Source organism: Vibrio sp. TRT 21S02, assembly GCF_050113675.1.
GTDB lineage: Bacteria > Pseudomonadota > Gammaproteobacteria > Enterobacterales > Vibrionaceae > Vibrio.
Map to the genome: position 1 here is coordinate 1 of NZ_JBNJOI010000014.1, position 13,255 is coordinate 13,255.

General features: G+C 43.8%; 14 protein-coding genes, 1 tRNA gene and 1 riboswitch. Of the genes, 10 read left to right on the plus strand and 5 right to left on the minus strand.

The features are described 5' to 3' along the window. From rsxC to ACQEXU_RS16485, 4 genes are all read right to left on the minus strand, one after another. The coding region (gene rsxC / locus ACQEXU_RS16470) for an electron transport complex subunit RsxC (RefSeq protein ID WP_427011638.1) at nucleotides 1-2,171 on the minus strand (2,171 nt) is incomplete at its 3' end. A gap of 8 nt (nucleotides 2,172-2,179) precedes the next feature. After that, nucleotides 2,180-2,761, minus strand: coding sequence for an electron transport complex subunit RsxB (gene rsxB / locus ACQEXU_RS16475; protein ID WP_367987019.1), 582 nt, complete (start codon nucleotides 2,759-2,761; stop codon nucleotides 2,180-2,182). Next, entirely contained in the window at nucleotides 2,761-3,342 is a 582-nt protein-coding gene (rsxA, locus tag ACQEXU_RS16480; protein WP_367987018.1) for an electron transport complex subunit RsxA, read from the minus strand. Before rsxA ends, rsxB begins: the two co-directional genes overlap by 1 nt. 456 nt (nucleotides 3,343-3,798) lie before the next feature. Beyond that, nucleotides 3,799-3,874 (minus strand) — tRNA-Asn (locus ACQEXU_RS16485). 546 nt (nucleotides 3,875-4,420) lie between these two features. Here ACQEXU_RS16485 and uvrB point away from each other — a divergent pair. The 3 genes from uvrB to luxU all read left to right on the plus strand — a co-directional run bounded on the left by uvrB (nucleotide 4,421) and on the right by luxU (nucleotide 8,468). Then, nucleotides 4,421-6,451, plus strand: coding sequence for an excinuclease ABC subunit UvrB (gene uvrB / locus ACQEXU_RS16490; RefSeq protein ID WP_427011639.1), 2,031 nt, complete (start codon nucleotides 4,421-4,423; stop codon nucleotides 6,449-6,451). 277 nt (nucleotides 6,452-6,728) lie between these two features. Beyond that, nucleotides 6,729-8,123 (plus strand): quorum-sensing sigma-54 dependent transcriptional regulator LuxO, encoded by a 1,395-nt coding sequence (gene luxO, locus ACQEXU_RS16495; protein WP_427011640.1) that lies wholly within the window; start codon nucleotides 6,729-6,731, stop codon nucleotides 8,121-8,123. 6 nt (nucleotides 8,124-8,129) lie between these two features. Beyond that, entirely contained in the window at nucleotides 8,130-8,468 is a 339-nt protein-coding gene (gene luxU, locus ACQEXU_RS16500; RefSeq protein ID WP_367987013.1) for a quorum-sensing phosphorelay protein LuxU, read from the plus strand. On the opposite strand, the gene ACQEXU_RS16505 is transcribed toward luxU, so the two are convergent. Continuing rightward, complete coding sequence (locus tag ACQEXU_RS16505) at nucleotides 8,454-9,341, minus strand: YvcK family protein (RefSeq protein ID WP_427011641.1); 888 nt, start codon at nucleotides 9,339-9,341, stop codon at nucleotides 8,454-8,456. The genes luxU and ACQEXU_RS16505 overlap by 15 nt on opposite strands. Before the next feature lie 165 nt (nucleotides 9,342-9,506). Further along, a riboswitch (molybdenum cofactor riboswitch) is annotated at nucleotides 9,507-9,640 on the plus strand. On the opposite strand from ACQEXU_RS16505, the gene moaA reads away from it, so the two are divergent. From moaA to ACQEXU_RS16540, 7 genes are all read left to right on the plus strand, one after another. Then, nucleotides 9,629-10,618: a GTP 3',8-cyclase MoaA gene (gene moaA, locus ACQEXU_RS16510; RefSeq protein WP_427011642.1), complete on the plus strand. Its 990-nt coding sequence runs from the start codon at nucleotides 9,629-9,631 to the stop codon at nucleotides 10,616-10,618. (Overlaps the previous riboswitch by 12 nt.) 69 nt (nucleotides 10,619-10,687) lie before the next feature. Then, on the plus strand, nucleotides 10,688-11,200 hold the full coding sequence (gene moaB / locus ACQEXU_RS16515) for a molybdenum cofactor biosynthesis protein B (RefSeq protein WP_239865573.1): 513 nt from the start codon (nucleotides 10,688-10,690) through the stop codon (nucleotides 11,198-11,200). 11 nt (nucleotides 11,201-11,211) lie between these two features. Continuing rightward, nucleotides 11,212-11,691, plus strand: a complete 480-nt coding sequence (gene moaC / locus ACQEXU_RS16520; RefSeq protein ID WP_427011643.1) for a cyclic pyranopterin monophosphate synthase MoaC — start codon at nucleotides 11,212-11,214, stop codon at nucleotides 11,689-11,691. After that, nucleotides 11,688-11,933 carry a molybdopterin synthase sulfur carrier subunit gene (moaD, locus tag ACQEXU_RS16525; RefSeq protein WP_427011644.1) on the plus strand — a complete coding sequence of 82 codons (246 nt, stop codon included), beginning with the start codon at nucleotides 11,688-11,690 and terminating at the stop codon, nucleotides 11,931-11,933. Before moaC ends, moaD begins: the two co-directional genes overlap by 4 nt. A 1-nt stretch (nucleotide 11,934) precedes the next feature. After that, nucleotides 11,935-12,393: a molybdopterin synthase catalytic subunit MoaE gene (moaE, locus tag ACQEXU_RS16530; protein ID WP_427011645.1), complete on the plus strand. Its 459-nt coding sequence runs from the start codon at nucleotides 11,935-11,937 to the stop codon at nucleotides 12,391-12,393. A 54-nt stretch (nucleotides 12,394-12,447) separates the two neighbouring features. Then, complete coding sequence (gene nrtS, locus ACQEXU_RS16535; RefSeq protein ID WP_427011646.1) at nucleotides 12,448-12,648, plus strand: nitrate/nitrite transporter NrtS; 201 nt, start codon at nucleotides 12,448-12,450, stop codon at nucleotides 12,646-12,648. 140 nt (nucleotides 12,649-12,788) lie between these two features. Next, entirely contained in the window at nucleotides 12,789-13,205 is a 417-nt protein-coding gene (locus ACQEXU_RS16540; protein WP_367987006.1) for a CBS domain-containing protein, read from the plus strand. Nucleotides 13,206-13,255 lie beyond the last annotated feature (50 nt).

The following is a 13,255-nucleotide window of genomic DNA, read 5'->3' on the forward strand; positions in this document are numbered from 1 at the left end:
TCTTCTTGTTCTGGAGCTGGTGAAGCTTCCGGCTCAGCAATCGGTTTGCTTTCTTGCTTCGCTTTGCGTGCTTTAGCTCGTGCAATAGCGGCAGCAATGGCTGCTTTTTTCGGATCGTCTTCTTGCGCTGGAGCTGGTGAAGCTTCCGACTCAGCAGTCGGTTTGCTTTCTTGCTTCGCTTTGCGTGCTTTAGCACGTGCAATAGCGGCAGTAACAGCTGCTTTTTTCGGATCGTCCTCTTGCATGGGAGCTGGTGAAGATTCAGGCTCAGCCACTGGCTTACTTTCTTGCTTCGCTTTGCGAGCTTTCGCTCTTGCAATGGCTTCAGCTACTGCTGCTTTTTTGTCGGTGTTGGAAGCATCAGTGTTTTGTGCTTGAGCTTTCTTCGCTTTAGCACGAGCGATTGCAGCGGCGACCGCATCTTGTTTGTCATTAGAGTTTTCAGTGGCAGATTGTTGCTCTGCCTTAGCCGCTTTACGTTCTCTTGCCTGACGTTTGCGTTCTTCACGCAGCTTCATCATTTCTGAATTATCTGGCTCGCTGTCGCCTGCTTGCATAGCTGCGGCTTGTTTGGCTTTCGCTTTGGCAATGGCAGCGGCAACGGCTGGTTTGACTGCTGGTGTTTCCGCTTCGTTGTTGGCTTTTTGTTTTTTCACACGAGCGATAGCGGCAGCGATTGCGTCGTCACCACCCGTTTTCTTCATCTCTTTTCTGCGATCATCGGCTGCTTTTTTGAAGCGATTTTCTCGCTCTGCTTTGTCGCGCTCCATTCGCGCTTTTTTCTCTTCAAAGCGCGCTTTCGCACGTTCAGATGCTTCAGCTTCTTCTTTACGAGCTTTTATTTCGGCTTTTGCTTTACGATAATAATGAACGAGAGGAATTTCGCTTGGGCACACAAATGCACAAGCACCGCATTCAATGCAGTCTTTGAGATTGAGCTCTTCACATTTATCGAACTCTTCGGCTTTTGCGTGCCATTGAAGTTGTTGAGGAAGTAAAGAGGCTGGACATGCTTCAGCACATTGACCGCAGCGGATACATGCCATTTCGTATGAGTCTGCCACGATCTCATTTCGAGTTGGAGCTAAAATGCAGTTGGATGTTTTGGTAACTGGGACCTCTGCATGTGGCAGCGTGAAGCCCATCATCGGCCCACCCATAATAAGTCTTGGAAGTCTTTTATCCGCTTGATAGCCAAATTCATCTAACAGCGCTTGAACCGATGTACCAAGTCGTGCCCAGACATTTTTAGGTTGCTGAAATGCATTTCCTGTTAAGGTCACAACCCGTTCAATTAACGGTTCACCATCACACACAGCACGCTTTATCGCGTACATAGAACCTACATTTTGTACCAATAAACCAATGTCAGCAGGGATACCGTCGTTAGGAACTTCTTTATTCGTAAGCACCTTGATTAGCTGCTTTTCACCACCGGATGGGTATTTGGTTGGAATGACGCGAATTACAATATCTTTGTCTTTCGCCGCACTTTCCAGAGCTTGGATTGCGAGCGGTTTATTATCCTCTATACCGATAATTGTCAGCTTTGGACTAAGAATGTGCTCGACGATTTCGATACCACGAATAACTTCATCTGCGTGCTCTTGGATTAAAATATCGTCCGCGGTGATGTAGGGTTCACATTCAGCAGCGTTGATGATTAAAATTTCGGTGCGAGCCAAGCCCGCCTGAATTTTCTTAGCTGTCGGGAAGCCGGCACCACCCATACCAGACACACCGGCTTGACGTATTATTTCGATCAGCTCATCTGGTGAGAGTTGGTTGAAATTGTCGAATGCTTTACGCTCTGCCCATTCATCTTTGCCATCAGGCTCGATAACAACACAAAGCTCTGTTAAGCCAGAAGGATGCGCTGAAGTGCGAGGTTCTATAGCTGTCACGATCCCAGATGTTGGCGCGTGGACAGGTAACATAAAGCTCGAATCATATTTACTGAGTGGTTGGCCTTTTAAGACGCGATCACCGACGGAAACGGTCACTGTCCCTGGCTTACCTATGTGCTGTTTGACTGGCAAGATCAACTGCGTAGGTAAACTTGCATGAGTCAATTGCGTTTTAAGTGATTGAGCTTTGTTTTCTGGCGGATGAATGCCACCGGGAAAGTCCCACAGTGAACCAGATTTAATTTGTTCGATTAATGACAACATACCAGTCCTTAATTCACACTATTCTGCGACTTAGCAGAATCGGTAATATCAACAACAGGAATGGCGTCCAGTTGCCACTTCCAATTTGCGGTAGTGGTTTCTACCGGGATCATTTCAATACAGTCGGTTGGGCAAGGTGCCACACATAAGTCACAGCCAGTACATTCATCTTTAATTACCGTGTGTAAAGCTTTTGTTCCGCCGACAATCGCATCGACAGGACAAGCTTGAATGCATTTTGTACATCCAATACACATATCTTCATGAATAAATGCGACTTTCTTAATATCGTCTAGCTCGTGTGCAGACTCACTTGCTTCTACTCCCATAAGATCAGCAAGCTTTTCAATGGTCGCTTGACCACCTGGAGGGCATTTATTGATGGCATCGCCATTGGCAATAGCTTCCGCATAGGGACGGCAGCCGGGATAACCACATTGACCGCATTGTGTTTGCGGCAAAATATTATCAATTTGGTCGACGATAGGATCGCCTTCTACTTTAAACCGGATAGAGGCAAAACCTAATATTGCCCCAAATATAGCAGCAAGGGCTGCAATGGCAATAACTGCGATTACGATAGAACTCATTACAACTTCACCAACCCTGTAAAACCCATAAAGGCTAAAGACATTAACCCGGCGGTGATCATCGCGATAGATGCACCTTTGAAAGGTGCAGGAACATCAGCTGCGGTAATGCGTTCGCGCATGGAAGCGAACAGCACCAAAACCAGAGAAAAGCCGACTGCCGCACCAAATCCATAGATAACAGACTCAACGAAGTTATGGTTTTCGTTAATGTTTAGCAGGGCAACCCCGAGCACGGCGCAGTTAGTCGTAATAAGAGGAAGGAAAATACCTAATAGACGGTAAAGTGTTGGACTGGTTTTATGTACCACCATTTCGGTGAACTGAACCACAACAGCAATCACTAGAATAAAGCTCATAGTACGCAGGTACTGTAAACCGAGCGGAAGCAAAATATAGCTTTCCACCAAATAAGCACATACCGAGGCTAATGTCAGTACAAACGTTGTGGCTAACCCCATACCGATTGCGGTTTCTAGTTTCTTAGAAACTCCCATAAACGGACATAGGCCCAAAAACTTCACCAGTACAAAGTTGTTGACTAGCACTGTGCCCACCAACAACAAAAGATATTCGGTCATAGTTATGTAATTTAGAAATTCCGATCCCGACATTATCCTGCTTTGGCTGCTCAATAACAACCTGAGAAGGAAAGGTTTTAAATTATAGCTTAAAAAAGCAACGCTCTGACCAACAGCAAGCTCTACAACAAAAACTTAGGAATAAAAAAAGTGAGAGTGAAAACTATTATCAAAAAATAAAAGCCCATGAAGGCAAAAAGGATAGAAAGGGTCAGTGAACCAGAAATAGGATCACATATATGCAACTGTATTTTTAATTGATAGCAAACAGGCTTTGTTGCGTAATTCGAGGGAACTAAATCAGACACTTACGATCTGATCGGCTAAGTAAGTTAATTACGCTAGTCCCATGCCGAAACCTCGCTACAAAACAACGAACTGGAAACAGTACAACAAAGCCGTACGTAAACTTAATACAAAAAAACCGCATCAGGTGATGCGGTTTTTTTCTGAATTTGGCTCCCCCTGCGGGACTCGAACCTGCGACATACGGATTAACAGTCCGCCGTTCTACCAACTGAACTAAGGGGGAATTGCTTTAAGCGGAGCGCATCTTAGCTAGGAGCCAGAGATAAGTCAATACTAAACTGCAGCAAATTAACCTCATTTCCCGTAAAAAAATACTTTACTTTCTCGTAAGCCTTATCGTTATTAGGGTTGCTTTACTTATCCACCAAAATTGTGGATAAGTGTGTTAATTAAGCTTGAGCAAAAAAATAGTGTGCTTAAGTTAAAGTTTTCGCTTTATTTTATAACTAAACGTTATGGTGTTTTAACTAATTGATATTCAATGCTTTATGATCATTCTTAATTGAATTTACTGCTTACGGGTTAGCTTTCTTAAGGAGTATTTCTAATATGATTTCAGTAAAAATGTGAGTAAGTTGTGGGAAAGTTTTGTCGGATTTTTCGGGCAAACTCTTCGAGGGGGAGGCATAATAACAGGTTCAATAGCGAGGATCTAGTTGTGAGAAAGCAAAAAGTGCAAAACAGCGATTAATTTTCCTAATACCACTTGAGTCTGTATATTTATACAGACAAAATAAACAGACATTGAATGACATCACCAGAGGTTACTATGAGTAAAGTTTTTGAGTTGGTATCTGATTATCAGCCATCAGGAGATCAGCCAACGGCAATAAGCCAATTGCTCGACGGCTTAGACTCCGGCCTGGCTCATCAAACCCTATTGGGTGTAACAGGCTCAGGAAAAACATTTACTCTCGCTAATGTAATTGCTCAGGCCCAGCGTCCTGCTATTTTGCTTGCCCCTAACAAAACGTTGGCCGCTCAGCTTTATGGTGAAATGAAAGCATTTTTCCCCAACAATGCCGTTGAATACTTCGTTTCTTATTATGACTACTATCAACCTGAAGCTTATGTTCCGACCACAGATACATTCATAGAAAAAGATGCCTCTGTTAACGCCCATATCGAGCAAATGCGTTTGTCTGCGACAAAAGCTTTATTAGAGCGTAAAGACGCAATCATTGTTGCTTCTGTTTCAGCCATTTATGGTTTGGGCGATCCACAGTCTTACCTGCAAATGATGCTTCACATCCGTCGAGGCGATATTTTAGACCAGCGCGATATTTTACGTCGTTTAGCCGAGCTGCAATACAGCCGAAATGATGTCGCCTTTGAACGGGGGCAATTCCGAGTCCGTGGTGAAGTGATTGATGTTTTTCCTGCAGAATCTGATCAAGACGCTGTACGCATTGAAATGTTTGATGACGAGATTGATTGCATCAGCATTTTTGACCCTTTGACAGGTGCGGTTAAGCAAAGAGATATCCCTAGATTTACCATTTATCCGAAAACCCACTATGTAACGCCGCGAGAGCGTATTCTTGAAGCTGTTGAGAGCATTAAAGTCGAGCTCGAAAAGCGTAAGAGCTATCTTTTGGAGAACAACAAATTACTCGAAGAGCAGCGCATAAGTCAGCGAACACAATTTGATATTGAGATGATGAACGAGTTGGGTTTTTGCTCGGGAATAGAAAACTACTCACGTTATCTCAGTGGCAGAAGTGAGGGAGAGCCGCCTCCGACATTATTTGATTACCTTCCTCATGATGGTTTACTTATTATTGATGAATCACATGTGACAGTGCCACAAATTGGCGCGATGTATAAAGGGGACCGTTCGAGAAAAGAAACCTTAGTGGAGTTTGGTTTTCGCTTACCGTCAGCGCTAGATAATCGACCTCTTAAATTTGATGAATTTGAGTCACTGGCCCCCCAAACTATTTTTGTTTCCGCAACCCCTGGAAATTATGAGCTAGATAAGTCTGCAGGTGAAATTGCTGATCAGGTAGTGCGTCCAACTGGGCTACTGGATCCAGAACTGGAAGTACGTCCGGTTGCGACTCAGGTCGATGACTTGTTGTCGGAAATCCGAATTCGCTCAGCAAAAGACGAGCGCGTACTTGTCACCACATTAACAAAACGTATGGCAGAAGATCTGACAGAGTATTTGACTGAGCACGATGTTCGAGTTCGTTATCTGCATTCTGATATTGATACGGTCGAACGTGTCGAAATCATTCGTGACTTGCGTTTAGGTGAGTTTGATGTGTTGGTTGGGATTAACCTACTGAGAGAAGGCCTAGATATGCCTGAAGTATCGTTAGTGGCAATCTTGGATGCAGACAAAGAAGGCTTTTTACGTTCAGAGCGCTCACTGATTCAGACTATAGGTCGTGCGGCACGTAATATTGAGGGTAAGGCTATCTTATATGCCGACTCAATTACAAAATCGATGAAAAAAGCAATGGATGAGACCAATCGACGTCGCGAAAAACAGCAAGCTTATAATGAAGAGCGCGGTATGCAGCCACAGGCGCTAAAACGTAATGTTAAAGATATTATGGAACTTGGTGATATCGCTAAAAGTCGGAAACAGCGTAGTAGTAAAGCGGTTCCGCTTTCTAAAGTTGCAGAGCCTTCTCAGTCATATCAGGTGTTGTCACCTCAAGAGCTTGAGAAAGAGATCAGTAAACTCGAAGCTCAAATGTATCAACATGCTCAGGATCTAGAGTTTGAATTAGCGGCGGAGAAACGAGATCAAATTGACAAATTGCGCCAGCAGTTTATTGCAAATAGCTAATTTGGTCTGATTACGAAGTGGGGATTTTTAAGCAAAAAAATAGCCAATAGCAAAAATGTCTATTGGCTTCAATTTGTGAATACTAAGTTCACTAACAACGTCAGTTGGCTAGGTGACCCTTGAGGGTCAATAGTGTTTTAGCAGATATCGTGCCATTTTTATTGTGCATAATGTATTCTAAAGTCGTTTAATATGGACTCAAATGAGTAATAAGTTTGCAAAATGCAACGCGCAATGCAATTATTCATACAGAATGCAAAAAAATAATGGCTAGGTTATGCAACATTCATCTCACTCTACAAAGTCAAAATATCTATTGATGGTGGAAGATACGGCTTCTGTTGCGGCATTGTATCGTTCGTACCTCACACCACTTGGGATAGATATCAATATCGTTGGGACAGGGCGAGACGCTATCGAAAGTGTTTCTGCGCGTACACCAGACTTAATTTTGCTTGATTTGCGCTTGCCTGATATGACCGGGATGGATGTGCTTTATGAAGTGAAACAAAGAGATCCTGATGTACCAGTGATCTTTATGACGGCACATGGTTCCATCGATACAGCAGTAGAAGCCATGCGTCATGGTGCACAAGACTTTTTGATTAAACCGTGTGAAGCTGACCGCCTACGTGTGACCGTCAATAACGCAATTCGTAAAGCGACCAAATTAAAAAATGAAGCTGGTAATCCGGGAAATCAAAGCTATCAGGGTTTTATCGGTAGCAGCCAGACGATGCAAGCGGTCTATCGAACTATAGATTCAGCAGCGAGCAGTAAGGCGAGTATCTTCATTACCGGAGAGAGTGGTACGGGTAAAGAGGTGTGTGCTGAGGCCATCCATGCAGCGAGCCGTCGCGGAGACAAGCCATTCATTGCTATTAACTGTGCCGCGATACCAAAAGATTTGATCGAAAGTGAGTTGTTTGGCCACGTCAAAGGGGCATTTACCGGTGCAGCCACCGATCGTCAAGGCGCGGCAGAATTGGCTGACGGAGGAACTCTGTTTCTGGATGAACTGTGTGAAATGGACTTAGATCTGCAAACCAAGTTATTGCGATTTATCCAAACAGGTACGTTTCAGAAAGTAGGTTCATCGAAAATGAAAAGCGTTGATGTACGGTTTGTTTGTGCCACGAACCGTGATCCTTGGAAGGAAGTTCAAGAAGGGCGTTTTCGAGAAGACCTATATTACCGATTGTATGTTATTCCTTTACATTTACCGCCACTGCGTGAACGGGGTGATGATGTCATAGAAATTGCTTACTCATTATTAGGCTTTATGTCGAAAGAGGAAGGTAAAGACTTTGTTCGTCTGACGCCAGATGTAGTTGAGCGCTTCACCCGTTATGAATGGCCGGGGAATGTGCGTCAGCTGCAAAATGTATTACGTAACGTGGTGGTGCTTAATAACGGAAAAGATATCAGCTTTGATATGTTGCCACCGCCATTGAACATTCCGGGAGAAAATGAAATCCGTATGCCGATTCAAGCAAAAGAAGCCGTTTCAGTACACGACATTTTCCCGCTGTGGATGACAGAAAAAAATGCAATTGAACAAGCTATTGAGGCCTGCGATGGGAATATTCCTAAAGCTGCAGGTTACCTCGATGTTAGTCCGTCAACAATCTATCGTAAACTCCAAGCTTGGAACACGAAGGAAGCTCAGTAAGCCGCTATGGAAGTACTTAATCAAGAAAAGATAAATCGACTTGCCTCAGAAATTGGTGAGGAAAATGTACCAGTGCTGTTGCAGATTTTCCTTGGTGAGTTATCTAATTATATTGAAAATCTGCAAGCGGATCCTGAGGATAAAACCCAATATCTAAAGGAAATAAGCCATGCGTTAAAAAGCAGCGCAGCCAGTTTTGGCGCTGAGGTATTGTGCGAATATGCTATTGAAATTGATACACATGCGAAAACTGGCCAAGGCTTTAATCAATCAGACAGCAAAGAGAAAATGATTGAGCTGCTTAAGCTGACTTATCAACATTACGCACAATTAGTCGCGCAATAGAGACTCGATTGCTTGTTGCAGCTTGCTTCTATCATGGCGCCAGTCCCGGTTGGGTGAGGCGAGTTCTTTGGTGACACAGTTCCATTCGGCGAGATCTGGGTGGGGTGTGTCCCCTAGTACAACATCGACTTTTCTTCCCTGACACGCACGCTCACACCATTCTAATTTCTCTTTCAGAGACATTCGTCCAGCAGGACCATATTCCGGGGACAAGTTTTCCACAAAAACGACTTGAGCTTTCACGTTGTTATTGATTGCGCGTCCAACCTCAGGAAGTAGCAAAGGTGGCATGATGCTGGTCAAAAAGCTACCGGGACCAAGTACAATGCAATCGGCCTGTTCAATGGCCAACACACCTTCTTTTGTCGCTGGTACTTCAGGATCTAAATCTAAGCGGCGAAGGTCGTTTTCCATTTCATCAACACTTGTTTCTCCGGTGACCCATTTACCGTCCACCGATAATGCGGTGAGATCGGTTGGATGTTCTGTCATAGGAACAATATTGACATCGACCTTGAGCATATTTCGAATTAAGTTAATTGCATCAAGAGGACGAACGGATAGGTTATCCAATGCCGTTAGCATGAGGTTACCGAGGTTATGACCATCGAGTTCGCCAGCGCCTTTAAAGCGGTATTCGAACATCATTGAGCTGATGGAAGGATCGGTGATTAATTGGTTGATACAGTTGCGAGTATCTCCCCAAGCAATACCGCCCTGACAGTCACGAATGCGTCCTGTTGAACCGCCATTATCTGTGGTTGTGACAATCCCTGTCGCATTTGAGCCAAAAGATTTTAGAGCTGCTAGCATACGACCAAGTCCATGGCCGCCACCAATAGCTACGACTTTTTTAGATGAATACAGAGCCATCGAATTTGTACTTATTTAGAAATAACCATCTATAATTTAGTGTATTGCGTTGATAGGGAATACGCAATTAGTGGTAAATTGAGCTGTTGTCAGCTTTTTTTGACCTGAAAGGTGGAAACACGCACAAATATTAAGTATTTTATCTAATAGCTACTGTTGTTCAAACAGTTGCCATAACTCCGAGCTCATCAAGCTAAGTCTAAGGATAGGCGTGGTGAGCCAGTGACATGTTGTCACAAGGGCATAATTGGAAATGATTAGGCCTCCCGTGTTTGGAAAGGTGTTCCGTGGCGCAACAATTCGAAGATAGATTCCATCGCAAGTTTTATTACTTGCGCTTGTCTGTTACAGATGTCTGTAACTTTAAATGCACTTACTGCCTGCCTGATGGTTATCAACCTTCGGGGCAAAAAAACTCATCTTTTTTATCGCTACCTGAAATCACGCGAGTGGTTCGGGCGTTTGCCGATTGTGGAACGTCCAAAGTTCGTATTACGGGTGGTGAACCAAGCCTACGGAAAGACTTTACTGACATTATTCACCAAGTTTCATCAACACCAGGGATCACCAAAGTAGCCACAACGACAAATGGCTATCGGATGGAAAAACAGGTCGCTGAGTGGAAACAAGCGGGTTTAACCAATATTAATGTTAGTGTGGATAGCTTAGACCCGAGAATGTTCCACCAAATCACTGGAGAAAATAAGTTTACTCAAGTGATGGCGGGGATCGATCGCGCGTTTGAAGTGGGCTATGAACAAGTGAAAGTTAATGTGGTATTGATGAAAGATCTAAACCACCGTGAACTGCCTGCTTTCCTCAACTGGATCAAGCATCGTCCAATTCAACTTCGTTTCATTGAGCTAATGCAAACTGGTGAAATGGATGAGCTGTTTAATAACCATCATGTTTCCGGTGTTGCTATTCGTAACCAACTGATTGCCAATGGTTGGATCTTAAAAGTGCGTGCCAAAAATGATGGTCCTGCTCAAGTATTCGTTCACCCAGATTATCAAGGTGAAATTGGCTTGATCATGCCGTACGAAAAGAACTTTTGTGAAAGTTGTAACCGTCTGCGCGTTTCTGCAAAGGGCAAACTTCATATGTGCTTGTTTGGTGAGCATGGTGTGGAGCTACGCGACTTACTTCAAACCGATGGCCAAGAAAGTGAGCTGATAGAGCGTATCCAAGCTCAATTACAATCGAAATCAGTCAGTCATTTCCTTCATGATGGAAAGACGGGAATGACCCCGCACTTGGCATCAATCGGCGGCTAATACAACAAATCAATTTAAAGCTGAGCGGTGCTTAGCTTAACTTCCCAAATAATTTAGATAGGTGGACAAATGGGTCACGCAGAAAGTAAATTCCAACCAGCAAATATCGCTGTTCTTACCGTTTCAGACACACGTACAGAAGAAAATGACACCTCTGGTGCATACCTTGTCGAGAATGCAAAAGAAGCGGGTCACAACGTTGTAGATAAGCAGATTGTCATCGATGATATGTACAAGATTCGTGCGATTGTTTCTCAATGGATAGCTGATGAAAATGTACAAGCGGTGATGATCACTGGCGGTACGGGATTTACCTCTCGTGATAGTACACCTGAAGCGCTGAAACCCCTGTTTGATAAAGAGGTAGAAGGGTTCGGTGAACTGTTCCGTCAGGTTTCTTACGAAGAGATCGGTACATCAACCATTCAGTCACGAGCTATTGCTGGTTTTGCAAATCATACGGTTATTTTCGCGATGCCTGGTTCTACAGGTGCGTGTCGCACGGGTTGGACTAAAATCATCAAACAACAGCTTGATGCGAGTCATCGTCCATGTAACTTCATGCCTCACCTTTCAGTATAAGGGAGGAGGTAATGAGCCAATTTACTCACATTAACGCTTCTGGTGAAGCAAACATGGTGGATGTTTCATCAAAGGCGGAAACTGTTCGTGAAGCAAGAGCGGAAGCTTTTGTTCACATGGCACCTGAAACGTTGCAATTGATCGTGTCCGGTCAACATCATAAAGGTGATGTCTTTGCTACTGCGCGAATTGCTGGTATCCAAGCTGCGAAAAAAACGTGGGATCTGATCCCACTATGTCATCCGCTGCTACTTTCTAAAGTGGAAGTTCAACTCGAAGCAATCGAATCAGAAAACAAGGTTCGTATTGAATCTGTTTGTAAATTGGCCGGTAAAACCGGGGTTGAAATGGAAGCGTTGACAGCTGCATCAGTGGCTGCATTGACCATTTACGATATGTGCAAAGCGGTACAGAAAGACATGGTGATTGAGCAAGTTCGGCTGCTAGAAAAAACCGGCGGTAAGTCTGGTCACTTTAAGGTGGATGTATGATCAAAGTACTCTTTTTTGCCCAGACTCGTGAATTGGTGGGCACAGATCAAATTGAACTAGAAGCCAGCTTTGCAACCGTTGAGGCATTGCGTGCCCATTTAGCAGAGCGTGAAGGCAAATGGTCTTTAGCACTGGAAGCTGGAAAGCTACTTGCTGCCGTGAACCAATCGATTGTACCACTTGAAACTGAACTCAATGATGGCGATGAAGTTGCTTTCTTCCCGCCAGTAACAGGAGGATAAGATGGATTCTCGTGTTGCAGTTCAGAACGCTGATTTTTCTGTGGGTGACGAATATCAATTGCTTGCTGAGGGTACATCATCCGGCGCCGTTGTGACTTTTGTTGGTAAAGTTCGCGATATGAACTTGGGGGATAATGTGATTGGTTTGTCCTTAGAGCATTACCCTGGAATGACAGAAAAGGCGTTGGCTGAAATTTGTGATGAGGCTGAAAAGCGTTGGCCAGTTGAAAAAATCCGTGTGATACACCGAGTCGGTGATATGGATATTGGTGATCAAATTGTTTTTGTTGGTGTGTCTAGCGCACACCGAGGTGCGGCATTTGAAGCGAGCGAATTTGTTATGGATTACTTGAAAACAAAAGCGCCGTTTTGGAAAAAAGAACGGACAACAGACTCGACCCGTTGGGTGGATTCTCGAGATTCAGATACCAAAGCCGCTGAGCGATGGGCAGTAAAATAATGAAAGGAGCAGAGATGCTCCTTTTTTGTGTGTAGGAAAAACAAAGGAATGGCAATGAATTCAACATCAATCAAAAGGGCGTTAGTCATTGCGATTATTGTAGGGAGCCTGTTAAACCTGATTAACCAATACGACGCGCTGTTTATGACGGCTCTATTTAATAGTTATAAGGCGGTTCTGACTTACTTTGTTCCATTTGGCGTTTCTCTAATTAGCAGCTGGCTTGCTGAAAAAGATGTGACTAAACAGCAGTGATTTCCCTTCCACTATTGGCATATGGATACAGTGATAGGCTTCACCTATTGCAAAAATAGTAGATATCCATTTAGTAAAATCAAGAAATTAGGCAACAATTACGTTATAGGCAGTGGTCGCTGTGTATAAAGGAGACGAATATGGAATCGCTAAAAGTTAAAAACTACATGAAGTTACAAGCGGTGACTTTTACCCCGGAAATGCCTTTAAGTGCGGCTCTGGATAAGCTTTTAAAGACGGAACATTTAGGTGGTCCGGTTATTAACAACAAGGAAGAAGTGATTGGTTTCCTTTCCGAGCAAGACCTGCTTGAGAAATTGGTAAAGGTGAGTTATTTCTGTCAAGACACACACATTGTCGGTGATTGTATGCACCAAGAAGTGTTGTCTGTTTCTCCGGAGGCGTCGATCATTGAACTCGCCGACATGATGAAAGTTGGCAAACCTAAAGTTTACCCTGTGATTGATAATGGTAAACTAGTGGGAATGATCACGCGTCGTGATGTCTTAAAAGCGATAGGGAAGAACATTGATGAATGCTTCCAACATCCGGTGTGATACGGTGAATTGATGAAAAAGGCGCATTGAGCGCCTTTTCTTTTATCTGT

Coding starts and splice junctions, on each gene's coding strand:
- ACQEXU_RS16540 (WP_367987006.1), top strand. CDS start 12,789: ATGGAATCGCTAAAAGTTAAAAACTACATGAAGTTACAAGCGGTGACT.
- moaE (WP_427011645.1), top strand. CDS start 11,935: ATGGATTCTCGTGTTGCAGTTCAGAACGCTGATTTTTCTGTGGGTGAC.
- ACQEXU_RS16505 (WP_427011641.1), bottom strand. CDS start 9,341: ATGGCTCTGTATTCATCTAAAAAAGTCGTAGCTATTGGTGGCGGCCAT.
- nrtS (WP_427011646.1), top strand. CDS start 12,448: ATGAATTCAACATCAATCAAAAGGGCGTTAGTCATTGCGATTATTGTA.
- luxO (WP_427011640.1), top strand. CDS start 6,729: ATGCAACATTCATCTCACTCTACAAAGTCAAAATATCTATTGATGGTG.
- rsxA (WP_367987018.1), bottom strand. CDS start 3,342: ATGACCGAATATCTTTTGTTGTTGGTGGGCACAGTGCTAGTCAACAAC.
- rsxB (WP_367987019.1), bottom strand. CDS start 2,761: ATGAGTTCTATCGTAATCGCAGTTATTGCCATTGCAGCCCTTGCTGCT.
- uvrB (WP_427011639.1), top strand. CDS start 4,421: ATGAGTAAAGTTTTTGAGTTGGTATCTGATTATCAGCCATCAGGAGAT.
- moaD (WP_427011644.1), top strand. CDS start 11,688: ATGATCAAAGTACTCTTTTTTGCCCAGACTCGTGAATTGGTGGGCACA.
- luxU (WP_367987013.1), top strand. CDS start 8,130: ATGGAAGTACTTAATCAAGAAAAGATAAATCGACTTGCCTCAGAAATT.
- moaC (WP_427011643.1), top strand. CDS start 11,212: ATGAGCCAATTTACTCACATTAACGCTTCTGGTGAAGCAAACATGGTG.
- moaB (WP_239865573.1), top strand. CDS start 10,688: ATGGGTCACGCAGAAAGTAAATTCCAACCAGCAAATATCGCTGTTCTT.